Raw genomic sequence first — 17,055 nt, 5'->3', positions numbered from 1 at the left:
AGTATAAACAAGGCGAAGTTTGACTTTTTCTAGTTTATTGGGGTACAATAGAGAAAAGATAGAAATGAAGTGAAAAATATGCTACCTGCTTATATGAAAATCCATGATCAGATTAAAAAGGATATTGACGAGCACCGTTGGGCTATTGGTAAGAGGCTTCCCAGTGAAAGAGATTTAGCAGAGCAGTTTGCGGTCAGTCGCATGACCCTCCGCCAAGCCGTATCTCTATTAGTTGAAGAAGGTGTTCTGGAGCGCAGAGTTGGAAGTGGTACCTTTGTATCCAGTACTCGGGTACAAGAAAAGATGCGAGGGACAACCAGTTTTACTGAAATTGTTAAGTCCCAAGGTAAAGTTCCCTCTAGCCAACTCATTTCCTACAGAAAAACCATTCCCAATGAGCAGGAAGTTGCCAAGCTAGGTATTTCTCCAACGGAGAATATTATCCGAATGGAGCGGGTTCGCTATGCCGACAAAGTTCCTCTGGTTTATGAAGTTGCTTCTATTCCTGAAAAATTCATTAAGAACTTTAAAAAAGAAGAAATCACCAGTCATTTCTTCCAAACCTTGCAAAAACACGGCTACCGTATCGGCAAATCTCAACAGACCATCTATGCTCGCCTTGCTAAAGAAAAGATTGCCCACTATTTGGAAGTTGAAAAAGGACATGCTATTCTTGGTTTGACTCAGGTTTCCTACTTAGAAGATGGGACTGCTTTTGAATACGTAAAAAGTCAATATGTTGGTGAACGTTTTGAATTTTATCTTGAAAACAATTAATACTCTTCGAAAATCTCTTCAAAACGTGTCAACGTCGTCTTGCCGTAGATATGGTTACTGACTTCGTCAGTTTCATCTACAACCTCAAAGCAGTGCTTTGAGCAACCTACGGCTAGTTTCCTAGTTTGCTCTTTGATTTTCATTGAGTATAAAATACTATATAAAACCTCTCTGTCACAGACAAAGAGGCTTTTTTATTTTTCTAAGAGTAAATCTTTCAAAGAAATCAGAGTTACTGCAATTAAAATCATTGTCATACCAAGAAAATCAATGGGATAAAATTGTTCATTCATGATTAGGAAGGCAAAGAAAACAGCCGAAATTGGCTCAATTGAAGCCAACAAACTTGACTTGACCGGCCCAATCAGACTGGCTCCTTTTAGAAAGGCTGTATAGGCAAAGACAGTCCCGATAAGGATAATACCCGCAAAAGCAAGGAGAAAATCAAGACTAGTCGGTATATCGGCCTGTAGAACCCCTGCAAAAGGAAGGGCGACCAAACCAGCTATGACCATTCCCACACCAATGACCAAACTGCTCCCCCACTTCTTAATCAAGGCTATGGGCAAAATGATATAAAGTGCGTAAGTCAGAGCAGAAAATACGCCCCCAGAACAGTCCCGAAGGTGTCATAGATAACTGGTCCAACTGCCCATGAGTGGCGATCAGGAAGGTCCCTCCGATGGCTAATATGATAGAAACTATCTCTCCCAGTGTCGGTGCTACCTTATCTTTGATACAGCTATAAATTAAAATTCCTACAGGACAAACATACTGAAGCACAGTCGCTGTTCCTGCATTGGTTTCCTGAATAGCAGTTAGATAGGCAAACTGGTTGAGAAAAAGACCAATTAGAGCAAAAATGAGAAGAGACAGCAAACTCTTTCTATCCTTTAAAAAGGCTAGCATTTTATCCTTTGCAGTAGCATAAGCCAAGAGCATGAGAATTCCACCAGCGATTAAAAGACGCAAGTTGGTCAAAACCAGAGCCGAAATTCCGTGTGCCATCAGGTATTGGCCACTCGTTCCTGACAAGCCCCAAGCAATCCCAGCCACAACTGTTAGTAAAGTCCCTTTTAAACTATTTGACATGTCTCTCCTTACTCTTCTTTACGAATCAAGTCCATCACTTGATTGCGGTCTACAATCCATTGAGCTCTCTCATCCTTTTCATAGGTACGGTTGGATAGGAAAATGATCGCTTCTTGATTCTGACGATTCCACATGATAAAGGTACCTGTATAACCCGTATGGTCTAGCCAATCTCCTTCCAAATTCCATGCCAAAGAACGTTCCTTGTCATCCAAAGGAGAAAAATTTTGACTCAAATCTCTTGCAAAATCATCTGCTAAATAGTGTTCTAAAAAGATTTGTAAATCCTTTACAGTCGAAAACAAACCAGCACTCCCTGCATGTCTGCCCAGGAGGCGAGCCTTGGGATCATGTACCATGCCTGCCTCTACACCCCTAACTGTTGGAACAGCAAACTCAACAGGGCCAAACTTGGTTTTCGTCATTCCCCAAAGATTCCAGACTTGTTCTTGTAAAATCACATCCAAGTCTTGATTAAAAATTCTTTCCAAAATAAAGCCCAAAAGTAAAAAATGGACATCCGAATAAAGAAAGGCTGGCTGACTTCGTCTGTTGAGATGAAACATAGCTCCCTTTAATTCTGAGGCTGTTAAAAGGTCTCGATTTGGAATAAAAGGATCAAGATCTGTAGCATGGGTTAAAAGCTGGCGAATAGTGATGTCTGGATAATCACTCTCAGCTAAAAAATCGGTTACTGGTCTGTCAATATCTAATTGACCGTTTTCCCACAAGAAGGTAAAAACGGTGCCAACCCCAACAACTTTGCTGACACTAGCTAGATCATAAACTAGTCCTGCCTCAGTCTGCAAGCCATGTTCTGGGGCACTCTGGCCTAAATAGACCTCTGTCCATTGATTGTCCTTAAAATACGCAAAAGAGGCTCCAGGATAAATCCCTGCCTCGATTTGTTCTTCTATTTTTTTAATAATCTTGGTCCACTTCATACTTCTTCAAACCACAATTCAACATTATTTCGATCTTTTCCAAGGAAGAATTTTTCAGACTTAGGAATAAAATATTCGGTAGACTCAAATTTCTTGCGAAGACTTGCTATGTCTAATTCATTGACCAAGAACTTGAGCATTGATAAGTCCCAAGTAACCGTATTGTCCACAGTCAAATCCTGCCCCTGTGCTGGGATAAAATCAAGGGATGTCCCAATTTCAGATGATTCCAAGAAACTTTCGATATCAGTTGGGAGATATAATTCCATAGAAATCTCAAATTTACTTAAAGAAATTGATTCCAAATCTGTTTGAAATTCAAGCTTTTCTCCTACTTCTACTAGACTTGCTCTGTCATCTTCTGCGTGAATCAAAATCAAATCATCTTCTGGAGAGTAAATTTCAAAAGCGTAGCCATTTTGCCCCTTGTATAATCGATGAATCGAATCTGTTTTAGATAAGAGGCCTTCAATTTCTAAGGGATTTTCCACCTTGACAATCAATCTAGCTAATTTTTTTCTCCCCTCTACCTTACGAGTACGCATACTTGGAGCTTCTTCTAAAACCAGCTTTTCTAGACCTGTTTGATCCCCTAGTGACAGAAAGGCCGACTCTTCTAACAAGGCCTTCATGCCAAGGGTTTCAATATAAAATGTTTCATTTAATTTTCTATTATTAACTTTTAAAGTAGGAATAATCCGTACAATCTGATTTACATTCATAAACTCCTCCAACTCTTTTATTTTAAAGGATTTTAGAATTTTTTACAAGATATTATGCTTAAATTTAACAATTTTCACCTCATTAAAAAAATTTTTTCAAAAGTCTGGCCCAAAACTCCATGTTTAGGAAAAAATACAAAAGTCAAAAAGCAGACCAGAAGACTTGTTTTCTATAATTCAAAATACTGATTTTAGATTTAATATAAAACTGGAACGCTATAGTAGATTGAAATAAGATGTGAATAAATCGATTAAGAAAGTCAAATTAATGTATAGGAATATTTTAGCAGTCGTGGCGTACTATTCTCGATTCAATCTACTATGATTAATGGATTGATAAGAAATAATTGACTATCTTTGTTGATTTTTGATTTCGAAGAAGTATTAGAAATAAAAAGAACCAGCTCTTAGAACTGATTCCTTTTACAAGTGAAAAATTAGTTATTTTCAACTTTTTCATCGTATTTTGGTCTTAGTGTTGTACCTGAGTTAATAATTGTACGTTTTTGAACAAGAGGAAGGTCTGTACGATTGTAAACTGTACGCCATGGTTCCCAAACAAGACCTGTTTTTTCTTGAATCTTCACGCGTATATTGCGCACATTTCCTCTAAATTGAAGTTCAGTTTGGAAACCAGCTGTCCTGTTTTTACCATTATCTTCCCATTGACGTGAGCGAATACTTTCAATTCCATCCTTATCATAAGTTACTTCATCCCAGTAAACATAGTAACGAGCGATATAAGCTCCCTTATGGTGTAAATTGAGGTAACCATTTTTGTATGAAGTCACTTTAGTTTCAATGTAGTCTGTATTACTTTGAATTGTGGCTACTTGATTATCTTTCAAGAATGCAGTCTTGTAAGAAATTGGAACAGCAGGGTTTTGCGTACTGAAAGTAGCTCCTTCTTGAATCAATTTCTTCAAATCTTCTACTGTACCTGTCACAACGCGTGCAGCGCCATCAGCATTTCCACCTACGATTGAAACTGTTACAGTTGTATTCTTCAAGACACGCGCCCATTCAGATTCAGCTTTAATAGGTACTCCTTTAATGACAGCATTGATAGCTGCTTTCAATTCTGTACTCTTGCTTGTTGTTTCAAATTTGACATACATTTGACGTCCGTATGACACGCTTGATACATATACAGGAGGAGTATTTTCATCAATTCCACGTGCTTTCAATTGATCAACTGTTACTCCTGAGGCAAATACATCTGATGGATTTTTTGGAGCATCAAAGTTAGCAGTATAGTAAACTTGTTTAAAATCAACTACCTCAATTTGTTTTTCACCTTTATTGACAGCTTCAAAGTCAATTTTTAAATTAACTCCAACTTTTTCAAAGTCACTTCCGAATTTGGCTTTTAATTGATTCATGCTATAAGCAGAAGTTGATTCGTACTGCATACGTGCTGGAGCAGGATTTTTACCAGCATATTTTTCATGCCAACGATTTAACAGGGTATTTACACCTTCCTGCATACCACTTACAGTTGGTGTAGCATCTACATAGCTATCTCCGCCTACCATTCCTGGTAAATCAACACTAATTCTACCTTTGTTACGATCTAAGCTAATTTGTTGTGGTTTATTTTCTAAGAGATCTTGATTTGCTTTAAACAAAGCACCTAGGAAAATATCTCCGTTGCCATTAATAGCAACATCAGCGTGACCACTAGAAAGGTTCTTCTTCACTTTTTCCACAACCACAAATTCACTTCCTTGTTGTTTTGTGCTTGTATTCGTGTAATTTTCTATTGCCTCGCCTCGTCTAGTTAAAATATTTGTTTTATCATAATTCAAACCAAACAAATATTTATTTAGTTCTGCAGTAAAATCTGTTTTTGCTTTGCTTTCAGATTTAGTATTAGTCACTGCTTTTTCTTTTGCAGAACGATACACTTCTACCTCTGCTAAGCTAAGTGGTGTTTTTGAATTATTTAGCTCCACTTTAACATATCGTGCATTAACTCCAGTGAATTGAACGTCAATTGTTGGTTGATTGTTTAAGCTATCGATGTGTTGACGAGTTACTTCATTTCCATCTTTATCCAACAAAATAACATCAAAATTAGATAAACGATTTGCTACATCCCCATCTCCACGATTGTAAATACGAACAATTCCTACTGATTCTTCTTTCTCTAAATCAACTTTCCACCAAGAATGATCTTGAAAATCTGTATGGGTAACGGAACGGTGACTCCATGCGTTATCACGATTACCGTCAACTGCTCTAGAAGCATCTCCTCCATAAGCAATTGAACTCTGACTCGCAGGTTTATGAGCAGCAATATTTTCACCAGCAACTGCAGCCACACTTGGCTCTGTCGCTTTTACTACATTTGTTTGAAATACAAGGCCAGAAGCTAGCAAAAATGTTGCAATAGCAACACCACATACTCCAACACTACGTTTACGAATAGAATAACGAAATCCTTTATCTTGTTTATTTTGAGACATACAAAACTCCTATATTATATGATTATATACTTGAACGAATTATTTCTTGAACGCGTTCTCTTGAAACAATAATATTATAACAAAAAAACAATATATGCGCAATCGTTTTCTTAAAAAATATTATTTTTTATTAATCCAGCTTGAATAATTGACCACATATTAATAATTCCACAATTAAATGCCAGGCAGCCTATACCAATGAAAATAAGAAAACGAACAGGATTAAGTCCCTACCACTTGGGAATTCTACTGTTCATTTTTTGTATATATAATCAAATTCAAGTCTTAAATCTATGGCTTAAGAAATTTCTCAATTAAAAGCTTTTCATTGTTTTTTATCATTTCTTAGATTCAAATTCTGTATAAGCTTCCTGAAGATAAGCCTCAAAAACTTCTTCATCTGAAATCGTGTCAGAGATGAAGCTACCGTTACTTGTGCGTTCTGACAGGTTCAAGTCTTGCAATCGGATTTCATAGACTGTTCCTTTATTCGATTGGACAAGCAAAGTTTGATCGTTCTCGTCCACTTCTGTACTAAAGAGGTCACCAACGAAGCCTTGCTCTGCAACTGCTCCTGCTAAGAAGACACGATGCGGTTTGTTTTTCAACTCACGCAAAACTTGTAAACCACGTTTGGCACGGCTGGTTGCTGGAATTTCGTCAATAGAAACACGTTTCAAACTTCCACGCTGAGTCAAGAGGTAGAAGGACGAGGTATTACAGATAAAGGCAGATTGGAGAACATCATCTTCTTTCAAGTTCATAGCCTTGACACCTGCAGCCTTGGCACCGACAACAGGAACCTCTTCGATATTGAAACGCAGGGCATAACCGTTTTGGCTAATCAAGAAAACATCATCCAGTTTAATCGGAGCCACTGCTACAATTTGGTCTGTCTCATCTTTTAGTTTAGCATACTTGACAGACTTAGACTTGTAGGTTCGCCATGGAGTGAATTCTTTGCGTTCTACACGCTTGATTTGACCGAGACGAGTAGCTGCAAAATAAGTTGTCGCATCATCAAACTGATCCACGACTTCCACATAAAGAATCTCTTCGTTAGTTTCAAAGTTTGTAATGGTCTGGCTCAGATGCTCTCCGATGTCCTTCCAGCGAATGTCTGCCAATTCATGGATTGGTCGATAAATGACATTTCCAAGCGTCGTGAACATCAAAAGGTGCTGTGTTGTCTTGACAGCTTGTACAAAAATCAAACGGTCATCATCACGTTTGCCAATTTCTTCCAGGGTTGAAGCGGCAAAGGAACGTGGGCTAGTACGCTTGATGTAACCTGCCTTGGTCACGCTGACATAGGTATCCTCCTCAGCAATCAAACTAGCTGTATCAATCTCAATTGCTTTCGCAGTGTCTTCTAAAGAACTCAAACGTGGTGTCGCAAATTTCTTCTTGACCTCACGAAGCTCTTTCTTCATGAGATTGTACATGGTCCGTTCATCACCGATAATAGCCGCCAGCATGGCAATCTTTTCACGAAGTTCTGCTTCTTCTTCCTGCAAGACAACCACATCTGTATTGGTCAAACGGTAAAGTTGTAAGGTAACAATTGCCTCTGCCTGCTCCTCTGTAAAATCATAGCTGACTTTGAGGTTTTCCTTGGCGTCAGCCTTATTCTCAGATGCACGGATAAGAGCAATGACTTCGTCCAAAATCGAAATCACACGAATCAAACCTTCGACAATATGGAGACGCTTCTCAGCCTTTTCCTTGTCAAAGCGTGAACGCGCCAAAATCACTTCTCGACGGTGGGCGATATAGCTAGACAGGATTGGAACAATCCCGACCTGACGAGGTGTGAAATTGTCAATCGCCACCATGTTAAAGTTGTAGTTGATTTGCAGGTCTGTATATTTGAAAAGATAATTAAGAACAAGCTCCGTATTGGCGTCTTTCTTGAGCTCAATCGCGATACGAAGACCGTCACGGTCAGACTCATCACGAACCTCAGCAATACCAGCCACCTTATTATTGACACGAACATCATCGATTTTCTTGACTAGATTGGCCTTGTTGATTTCATAAGGAATCTCAGTGACAACGATTTGTTCCTTACCGCCTTTTAGCTTTTCAATCTCAGTCTTGGAACGAACAACCACGCGCCCTTTTCCTGTTTCATAAGCTTTCTTGATTTCATCACGGCCTTGGATGATGGCTCCTGTCGGGAAGTCTGGTCCCGGTAAGAATTCCATGAGTTTATCCACCTTGGCAGTTGGATGATCAATCATGTAAACTGCAGCATCAATGACCTCAGCTAAATTATGTGGAGGAATGTCTGTAGCATAACCAGCCGAAATCCCAGTCGAACCATTGACCAAGAGGTTTGGAAAGGCTGCTGGTAAAACTGTCGGCTCTTTCTCGGTATCATCAAAGTTCCAAGAAAAAGGAACGGTCTTCTTCTCGATATCCTGAAGAAGATAGCCTGCAATCTCAGACAAACGCGCCTCAGTATAACGCATAGCCGCAGGCGGATCTCCGTCCATCGAACCATTATTACCGTGCATTTCAACCAAAATCTCACGATTTTTCCAGTCCTGTGACATACGAACCATGGCATCATAGATAGAAGAATCCCCGTGTGGGTGGAAATTCCCCATAATGTTACCAACAGACTTGGCCGACTTACGGTAGCTCTTGTCAAAGGTATTGCCATCCTTATTCATAGAATAAAGAATGCGGCGCTGAACCGGCTTCAAACCATCACGAATATCTGGCAAAGCCCGGTCTTGAATAATGTACTTGGAGTAGCGACCAAAGCGCTCTCCCATGATGTCCTCCAGGGACATATTTTGAATGTTACTCATATAGGATACAGAGCCCGTAAAATATCAAGTGAAAATAGAAAATTCTTGCAGTTAGCGATACTCACAAGAGAATTTATCTTTTTCACACAGCATCTAGGGCGTGTTCAACTCCTTTCAAAGAATATAGAGTATGTGTAATGATAAAAGGATTAGTCCAATGTTCAGTTACACTCAGTAACCAAACTATCTTTTCTGTAGTTTAATGTGTTTAAAATGTGTTGCTTCAGTTAGTAATAAGGAGTTTTCACACAGCATTTAGGGCGTGTTCAGCTCCTTTCGAAGAATGTAGAGTAAATACTATGGAAAAAGAAAAAATATAGAGTAAGTGAATTTCATCCAATTCCTGTATCGTCATTTCCACTTGAAATGTCTACTCCACAAATCCTCGTTTATACTTGATATGGCTAGCGATATTGCTATCTACATCTTTCTTATCCCAAAGTTGGAGTTCCCATGGGTAGTAAAAATTACTTTTATTTTTAAAATAGATATGAATGCCAACATAGCCATCTTTATCACGTAAATACCAATTTTTTAGTCCGTACAGCTCTTGCCAATCATCTAGTTTCTCCATAACTTGAGCTATCTCTTTGGAACTTAAAATCATACGAGCACCAAAAATATCATTAAGAATGGAATTCACAGGATAGCCCTCTTGACGTTCTGAAAAACGTGTAATTTTATCTAAAATAGACTCAGAAGTTTTGACACGATAAACATAGGCAATATCTTGGACATCCGCTTTCATCAGATAATCATTAATTGACTCATGTAAATTCAGACGGTAGGCCAAAATCGCTTTAGTCGAAACTTTTGAAAAGGTATGCTTGAGATTGATTTTTTCCACCTTACCCGTTTCAAAATAATCTCTAGAATATTCTCGATGAATACGATTAATCTCTGTAATGAGGCGTTCCACTTTTTCAATCATGAGTCTTCTCCTCTCGCTTTTTCATTTTTCCAATTATTCCCAAACTTCTTCACTCTTTCCTCAGCATACTCAATCATCTTCTCAGCCACTTCCTTATCGTAGGCAAAGCCCAGCTTTTGAGCAAGTCTTTGAGCTTCTTGGTGGAAAAGTTCCATCGTAGCAAACAAGGATTGAGTGATTTTATCACTACTTGAGAAATCAAGCAGATTTGAGAATTCCTTTTCTTTCTCAGCAGGTAAATTGTTAAAGAGGTACTTGTAGTTCTTGCCGACGTCTACTGTTCCCTTATTACTTGCTACCTGCCAAGCTAAGACTTTTAAGAGTTCTTGTTGGCAAATACTGTAGAGATGGTCGGTCGCATAGATGGTTTGATTGCGACAAATCCCTTTGACAACGTAGGCTGATACCCACCAAAATTCATTGCAGGAATTTTTAAAATCTAACGCACTAGCTGGACTCATCCAGAAACGCTGAGGACTGGGAGAATAGAACTCAAACAAGCCTTTCTCATCTTTCAAAACTGTATAATCAGCCTCACTATCCACCCACTCTTGAATGTGTTCTTTTGGGCAAAGAGTTAAATCAATACGGTTACCATCCTCAAAGAGCATGAGGTAGAGACGACGATGGTCAAGAGCAACCTCTTGCTCAATAATGCGTTTGCCAAACTGGTCTAGCCAAGAAAGGTCACTCGTCAGATTATCTAAATCGTCCACGACATAGACCACGTCATAGTCTTGAAATTCATCTTTTGGGGCCTTTGGGTTTGTCCGTGAACCAGACATGGCGACAGCTTTGACTTGTAAAGTTTTGGCAGTCTGTAAAATCAAATCTAGCATTTCTGTTTCAGCTCTCATGTCAGTACCTTCTCGTTTTATAGATTACTAGGTGTCTGCTTCTTCTTACTGGATAGTTTTTATATTATAATTCCCCTGTCTGGTAAAGACTGTATCCTTCGTAGTAGTATGAAGCATCCACTCCCTTAAAGAAACTGGTCTGACTGAGGTCATCCGTCAAGTTATTGAGAAGTAAATACTTGAGTTCTCCAGTCGATACTGCACTACGCTTCATGGCATTCAAGTATTCATCCTTATCAATGGCGTTCCAATCTACCACCTTACCCAGCTTTTCACGAAGCATACAATCTAGCCAAATCCGCATTGCGCGTCCATTTCCCTCACGGAAAGGATGGGCAATATTCATATCCGCATACTTATCAACCACTTGATCAAAATTGTCATGAGGAAGTTTGTCAATATACTGTAAGGATTGCTCTAAAAAAATACGGGGGGCAAATTGAAAGTTATCCTTTGCAATATTGACATCACGGATTTTTCCAGCGAAATCATAGATACCTGAAAAGAGATAGTGGTGAATCGCTGACAGCCCTGCAAATGTCCCAACTTCCATCTTGAACAAGTCTCCTGTCTGAAAAAGCAGGGCGGCTTGTTTTTTTGTCAGTTTTTCTTCTGCATCTGCCAGCTGGGCTGAGTTTGTAATGCCTAGTTTATTTTCCAACACCATATTTTCCCCTTATTAACGCCATTTTGTATAGAAAACAGGGTGTCCTTTAGCAATATGTTCTTTCAGTTCATCTGGCAACTCAAACTCTACAATGTCTGTAGTAACCCTTGGTAAGTAAGCAAAATCTCCGTTGAGTCCGCTAAAATAGAAACCATTTTCCTTAGCCTCTTTGTCCAATGAAAATATCACTTCAGGAATATAATACTCATAATCAGGCTCTCTGTTAGAAATCATATTGCTTACATCCAAAATAGATGTTTTCGCATCCAACACATCAAGTACTTGCCCATACTCTGCATGACTTATTTTGAACAATCTAATTTTCGCCGCTCCTTTAGGTTTCTTATTCACCATTCATTAGATACTCCTTCTTACTTTTTTCAATGTAAACTTTTTGTAAGTTGTAAATAAACAGCTGTTATCAAAACTCAACTTGTCCTTTTTAGGGAGTAGCTGCCTAAAAGTCAGGACAGCTACTCCCTAAAAAGGACAGATATTCCTGAACTATCTTGCTACTACTTCCTTAGTCGCAGCAATTTTTTTATCAGCCCAGATAACTAAATCCTTGATAACTAATTTCTCTACTGCTCGAATAAAGTCAGACATAAATGTATAGTCGATTTGTCCATTTTGGATTGGAAGTTGAATCTCTGTTTCTTTTAACCCAATTTTGGTAGCCTTGGCATTATAATTAAATCTCTTCTCAATAACTTTTTTTATTGCAGTCATTAAGTAGAATGCCGTATATTTGTCCAATTTCTCTGATTGTAGAACACTTGTTGCACCATGTCCATCTTTTAGATAAAATGGTGACTCTAAATAGACAATATTTTGATTATTAGAATGAATTAAAATTGTTGGTCTTCCATCTGGATTATTTAGAACCTCTCTTCTCAAATTGTGATAAGAAATAATACCATTATTAATTATTGCCTGTCCATAGAAAGGATATTTATTTTCGCTTTCATCGGATAATTCATCTAATTTTAACGGATTTAACTCTTTAATTCCAGAACACCATTTCAATACATCTTGCAATTTGAAATAAGCATAGTCCTCCGACTCCTCTACTCTTAGTATCGGAAAGTTTTGCAAACTTGTCAAGTACTTTTTCATCATTTTTTGTAAGATGATAATCTCTGAGATTTGTTACAGTTAGATAAGCCTCGAGCGCTTTGATGTAGTTTTCCATATATTTGAATGCTATCTTATTGTTGTGGTAGGGTATGGTGACTAAAATCTCTTTTGCCTTATCTCGATTAAATTTGTTTCCGTAGTCAAATTTCCCTTTTGTAGCCGTTCTAAAGCATATTACAAAATACAGCAAACTGTACTTATTCCACTCTTCATATGGAAACATTCCCTGCACATGCGAATAGCCTATAAAATCATTTGGTTGATAAAAAATACTATCCGATGTAGTTGTATCAGAAAAAGTAATCATATTTCCTCGTTCTGTAGGTTCTAAATCACCAAAACCCCCAATTCCATTATTTTGACTGGAATTAACTACAACTGGTACTGAACCATAATTAGCAAACAGTTTCTGATTTGTTAGACCATAATTTTTAGTGGGACGAATATGAAACAATTTTCCCACTTTGACTTCTCTCCACTCGCCCCCACTTGCTTCAAATTCCTCTTCCAATTTTTGAAGGCGAGGGCTTAGGATTTTTTTGAGCTATCTTCTCCCTTACTTTTCAGGAGTTGTTCCACTTCCCAAGCTAAGTAGTCGGCAACAGTCTTTTTAAAATCGTCCAAGGTTGGTTTTGTATCAATGATCTGGTGCTGTTCGAAATTCCAATCATTACCCTTGTCAGTGATAAAGTCCTCAATAAAGATAGCATCTAAATCCCAAAGTTCTTTACTCACTTCCGCTCTCTTTCCAGCCTTATAAATTTTAATCACATCTTGGTAACGCTGGATAGGATTATCAACCTCTGAAATACCTCGCTTAGCACGTTTAAAACCGTCATTTCTAAAGTCAATAAATTTAACCGTCTGGTCGTAATCGTGTGCCTCATGTGCCTTAAAAATATAGATAGAAGTCTGGACCCCTGCCATGGGAATAAAAAGGTCAACGGGCATTTTTATAGAGGTAAGTAGGGTATGCTTTTTCAAAATAGCTTGAGCTGTCTTTATCGCCTTACCAGAACCAGCACTATCTTGAATGATAATAGCACCAAGACCGCCACGCTCCATCTTATCCAAACCATAGGCTATAAAAGGAAGACCATTTTCTTCATAAGAGAAAGGGGGATTCAGCAAGACACGATTAGCTTTAAAATCCATAAACAGACTCTCAGGACGATTGAAGGCCGAACCTTTTTCAATTCGACTAGATCCATCTCCACGAAGAATCATATTGGTTGTCGCTAAGGTATACATCTCTGCATTTAGTTCTATTCCTAGTAGATTATCTTTCTTGAGCTTCGCAATCTCATCGTTGGCTCGAGAAGTCCCCTTCCCAAAACTGATATTTGCATGATCTATCATCAACTCCATCGCTGAAATGAGGAAACCAACTGAACCAGTCGCCAAATCCATAACCTTGCTCTCACTTGTTATCCCCAGAATTTGCGCCATCATTTTGGTAACATAAGGAGGGGTCAGAACAATACCAATTTCTTTTCCATCTCCCAAAGCATACTTTAGAAATTCGGAGTACATCTCCCCCATAATATCGATATGTCCACCCAAACCATCAATGGACTTGAAAATATTCTCATAGATAAAAGTGAAGATTTGCTTGGTAACAGAATTTTCCTTTTGAGGGAGAAGTTGTGCTACTTCTTTGTCATTTGTGATCAACTCGTCACGCTGGCTATCTTTGGAAATTTCTCCAAAAGAAGCCAACATGAGAGTTTTCTTATCTTCATTGATTTCACGTTCATCTAGGAAAGCCTTGATTTGATCAACAACTTTCTTACCATCACGCTTGGTTTCAGACTGCACACCTTTTAAATCGTCAGGTATTAAGCCCTCATCAACCTTGTTGCCCTTACAATCTACGATATCCTGCATAGATAATAGCATACCAGACACATAAAGCACCCGTTGAGGAGCTGTGATATTATGGTTGTGCATCAATTTATTGAGCTTTTTAGCATAGCCTTGCAAGGTCGCTTGACTATCAATCAGAATTTGGTGTTTTTCTTCTTCGCTCAAGACAGCATCTTTGTAGAAAGTCTCAAAGGTAGACTCATTTTCCAAAAAATCAAAAGTCGTAACCTTTGATAACTCTTTATAGGCATTAGGAGCAGAACCAAAGACATAATAAACTTTGATAGTCACATTTTCTTCATTATCACCTGCAACACCAACTGCGACGGCTTCATGATATTTACCACTATCAATAACTGCCCTCGCATAATGCAAAGCCCCATTCACTGCAAAATCACTAATTGATTTATCATCAAACTTAATACCGTCCTTTGTTTGAGCAACTAACTTAGATAATTTGAGTTTGTTTTCAATCAAGATAGGAACTTGTTTGTATTTTTCAATATGAAAGTCTGGTTTTCCAAAATTAGTCTTAGTTTGCGTCTTAGCCGCTCCCTTAAGCGCCTCTTTGAGATAAGCACTCATAGCAGATTCTTCATTGTAATCCTGCAATTTTTTCAAACCAAGATTTTCAAACTGCTTTTTCACATAGTCATTCACATCCGACTCTAATTTCCAGTTTACTAACATATTATTTTCTTTCATTAAAATACTGTCGCTTCTTCCAGCGTAAACTTGACATTGTCCTCAATCCATTTACGGCGTGGTTCGACCTTGTCTCCCATGAGAACATTGACGCGACGTTCGGCGCGGGCTAGGTCTTCGATGGTGACACGGATGAGGGTACGAGTTTCTGGGTTCATGGTTGTTTCCCAGAGCTGATCCGCATTCATCTCACCAAGCCCCTTATAGCGTTGAAGGGTCGCTCCTTTACCAAACTGTTTACGGAGTTCTTCTAGTTCTCCGTCTGTCCATGCGTAGGCTACTTCTTCTTTCTTGCCTTTTCCTTTGGACATCTTGTAAAGAGGCGGGAGGGCAATATAGACATGACCTGCCTCGACTAGAGGACGCATGTAACGATAGAAAAATGTCAAGAGCAAGGTCTGGATATGGGCACCGTCGGTATCCGCATCGGTCATGATAATGATCTTATCATAGTTGGCATCTTCAATGGAGAAGTCTGCTCCAACACCCGCACCAATGGTATAAATCATGGTATTGATTTCTTCATTTTTGAGGATATCCGCCATCTTGGCTTTGGCTGTATTGATAACCTTACCACGAAGGGGCAATATAGCCTGGAACTTGCGGTCACGGCCTTGTTTGGCAGAACCGCCGGCAGAGTCACCCTCAACTAGATAGAGTTCATTCTTAGCAGGATTTTTGGACTGGGCTGGGGTTAATTTCCCAGACAGCAAGCCCTTGTCCTTCTTGTTTTTCTTCCCATTTCGGCTCTCATCACGCGCCTTACGAGCCGCTTCACGAGCATCACGCGCCTTGATAGCCTTGCGAATAAGGTTAGAAGCTAGTTCCCCATTTTCCATAAGGAAAAATGTCAACTTATCAGCCACAATGCCATCCACAACGGGACGAGCAAGAGGGCTTCCTAGCTTGTCCTTGGTCTGTCCTTCAAACTGGAGGTGTTCTTCTGGAACCAAGATAGAAAGAACGGCCGCTAGTCCCTCACGATAGTCTGAACCTTCAAGGTTTTTATCTTTTTCCTTGAGAAGACCTGTCTTACGCGCGTAGTCGTTCATAACCTTGGTAATGGCAGACTTGAGTCCTGTTTCATGCGTTCCACCGTCCTTGGTACGAACGTTATTGACAAAGGACAAAATATTATCTGAAAATCCGTCATTGTACTGGAGGGCCACTTCCACTTGGAAACCATTGTCTTCCCCTTCAAAATAAAGAACCGGCGTCAATGTTTCCTTGTCTTCGTTCAGATAAGAAACAAAGTCCTGCACCCCATTCTCATAGTGGAATTCAATCTCTTCATCTGTTCGTTTATCAGTCAGAGACAAGGTCACATTTTTCAAGAGGAAAGCGGATTCATTAAGACGCTCTGAGATGGTATTGTACTTGAAGTCTGTCGTAGAAAAGATCGTCGCATCAGGCATGAAAGTAACCTTGGTACCTGTTTTAGACTTAGGTGCTGTACCAATTTTCTTCAGAGTCGTGACAGGTTTTCCACCATTTTCAAAACGTTGCTTGTAGATTGCACCATCACGGGTGATTTCAACCTCCAGCCAACTAGATAGGGCATTAACAACAGAAGAACCAACCCCGTGAAGTCCACCTGATGTCTTGTAGCCTCCTTGGCCAAATTTCCCTCCGGCATGAAGAATGGTAAAGATAACCTCAACAGTTGGAATTCCCATAGCGTGCATCCCTGTCGGCATCCCACGACCATGGTCTTGCACAGTCAAACTGCCATCTTTATTGATAGTCACATCAATACGGTCACCAAATCCAGACAAGGCTTCATCGACTGCATTATCAACGATTTCCCAAACTAGGTGGTGGAGACCAGCACCATCGGTCGATCCGATATACATCCCTGGACGTTTTCGGACCGCATCCAACCCTTCTAGCACCTGAATGGCATCATCATTATAATTGTTAATATTGATTTCCTTTTTTGACACAAGGAACCTCCTATTCGTTCATCTTTACTATTCTACAGGTTTTCCAAGGATTTTGCAAAATTTTTCTTTCTCCGGTGTGACAATTTCAGTAGAGATTCTCTGCCTTTCTTTCCCAATTCATGATATA

General features: G+C 39.2%; 14 protein-coding genes and 1 pseudogene. 1 reads left to right on the top strand and 14 read right to left on the bottom strand.

The features are described from left to right. Positions 1 to 78 precede the first annotated feature (78 nt). Positions 79 to 777, top strand: a complete 699-nt coding sequence (locus tag SMSK597_RS06550; RefSeq protein WP_000936195.1) for a GntR family transcriptional regulator — start codon at positions 79 to 81, stop codon at positions 775 to 777. On the opposite strand, the gene SMSK597_RS13780 is transcribed toward SMSK597_RS06550, so the two are convergent. The 14 genes and pseudogenes from SMSK597_RS13780 to parE form a co-directional block, all read right to left on the bottom strand. Beyond that, positions 774 to 920, bottom strand: a complete 147-nt coding sequence (locus tag SMSK597_RS13780) for a hypothetical protein (protein ID WP_000693443.1) — start codon at positions 918 to 920, stop codon at positions 774 to 776. The genes SMSK597_RS06550 and SMSK597_RS13780 overlap by 4 nt on opposite strands. Positions 921 to 971: 51 nt before the next feature. Beyond that, positions 972 to 1,869: pseudogene (locus SMSK597_RS06540) on the bottom strand (DMT family transporter). 8 nt (positions 1,870 to 1,877) lie between these two features. Then, positions 1,878 to 2,813, bottom strand: a complete 936-nt coding sequence (locus SMSK597_RS06535; RefSeq protein ID WP_000872228.1) for a serine hydrolase domain-containing protein — start codon at positions 2,811 to 2,813, stop codon at positions 1,878 to 1,880. Beyond that, on the bottom strand, positions 2,810 to 3,535 hold the full coding sequence (locus SMSK597_RS06530; protein WP_001102230.1) for a CppA family protein: 726 nt from the start codon (positions 3,533 to 3,535) through the stop codon (positions 2,810 to 2,812). Before SMSK597_RS06530 ends, SMSK597_RS06535 begins: the two co-directional genes overlap by 4 nt. A gap of 437 nt (positions 3,536 to 3,972) precedes the next feature. Then, positions 3,973 to 6,003, bottom strand: a complete 2,031-nt coding sequence (locus tag SMSK597_RS06525) for a thiol-activated cytolysin family protein (RefSeq protein ID WP_000081228.1) — start codon at positions 6,001 to 6,003, stop codon at positions 3,973 to 3,975. Between the two features lie 338 nt (positions 6,004 to 6,341). Beyond that, positions 6,342 to 8,822 (bottom strand): DNA topoisomerase IV subunit A, encoded by a 2,481-nt coding sequence (parC, locus tag SMSK597_RS06520; RefSeq protein WP_080551627.1) that lies wholly within the window; start codon positions 8,820 to 8,822, stop codon positions 6,342 to 6,344. Between the two features lie 370 nt (positions 8,823 to 9,192). After that, entirely contained in the window at positions 9,193 to 9,753 is a 561-nt protein-coding gene (locus tag SMSK597_RS06515) for a nucleotidyltransferase family protein (RefSeq protein WP_000570841.1), read from the bottom strand. Then, positions 9,750 to 10,610: an aminoglycoside 6-adenylyltransferase gene (locus SMSK597_RS06510; RefSeq protein ID WP_001201002.1), complete on the bottom strand. Its 861-nt coding sequence runs from the start codon at positions 10,608 to 10,610 to the stop codon at positions 9,750 to 9,752. The genes SMSK597_RS06515 and SMSK597_RS06510 overlap by 4 nt, the downstream gene beginning before the upstream one ends. A gap of 64 nt (positions 10,611 to 10,674) precedes the next feature. Then, the gene (gene fic / locus SMSK597_RS06505; protein WP_000242274.1) at positions 10,675 to 11,277 is read right to left on the bottom strand and encodes a protein adenylyltransferase Fic; all 603 of its coding nucleotides are present in this window, start codon (positions 11,275 to 11,277) and stop codon (positions 10,675 to 10,677) included. A 12-nt stretch (positions 11,278 to 11,289) separates the two neighbouring features. After that, positions 11,290 to 11,631 carry a hypothetical protein gene (locus tag SMSK597_RS06500; RefSeq protein WP_000247490.1) on the bottom strand — a complete coding sequence of 114 codons (342 nt, stop codon included), beginning with the start codon at positions 11,629 to 11,631 and terminating at the stop codon, positions 11,290 to 11,292. A gap of 150 nt (positions 11,632 to 11,781) precedes the next feature. After that, positions 11,782 to 12,303 carry a restriction endonuclease subunit S gene (locus SMSK597_RS06495; protein ID WP_255261782.1) on the bottom strand — a complete coding sequence of 174 codons (522 nt, stop codon included), beginning with the start codon at positions 12,301 to 12,303 and terminating at the stop codon, positions 11,782 to 11,784. Further along, entirely contained in the window at positions 12,281 to 12,925 is a 645-nt protein-coding gene (locus SMSK597_RS06490; protein WP_080551625.1) for a restriction endonuclease subunit S, read from the bottom strand. Before SMSK597_RS06490 ends, SMSK597_RS06495 begins: the two co-directional genes overlap by 23 nt. 17 nt (positions 12,926 to 12,942) lie before the next feature. Continuing rightward, the gene (locus SMSK597_RS06485; protein WP_025169674.1) at positions 12,943 to 14,970 is read right to left on the bottom strand and encodes an N-6 DNA methylase; all 2,028 of its coding nucleotides are present in this window, start codon (positions 14,968 to 14,970) and stop codon (positions 12,943 to 12,945) included. A gap of 14 nt (positions 14,971 to 14,984) precedes the next feature. Beyond that, positions 14,985 to 16,928 carry a DNA topoisomerase IV subunit B gene (gene parE, locus SMSK597_RS06480; protein ID WP_000037263.1) on the bottom strand — a complete coding sequence of 648 codons (1,944 nt, stop codon included), beginning with the start codon at positions 16,926 to 16,928 and terminating at the stop codon, positions 14,985 to 14,987. Between the last annotated feature and the right edge of the window lie 127 nt (positions 16,929 to 17,055).

This window comes from Streptococcus mitis SK597 (assembly GCF_000148545.1).
Classification (GTDB): Bacteria; Bacillota; Bacilli; order Lactobacillales; family Streptococcaceae; genus Streptococcus; species Streptococcus mitis_C.
The sequence above is the reverse complement of the archived record's forward strand: the minus strand, read 5'-3'. Positions and strand labels throughout refer to the sequence as shown.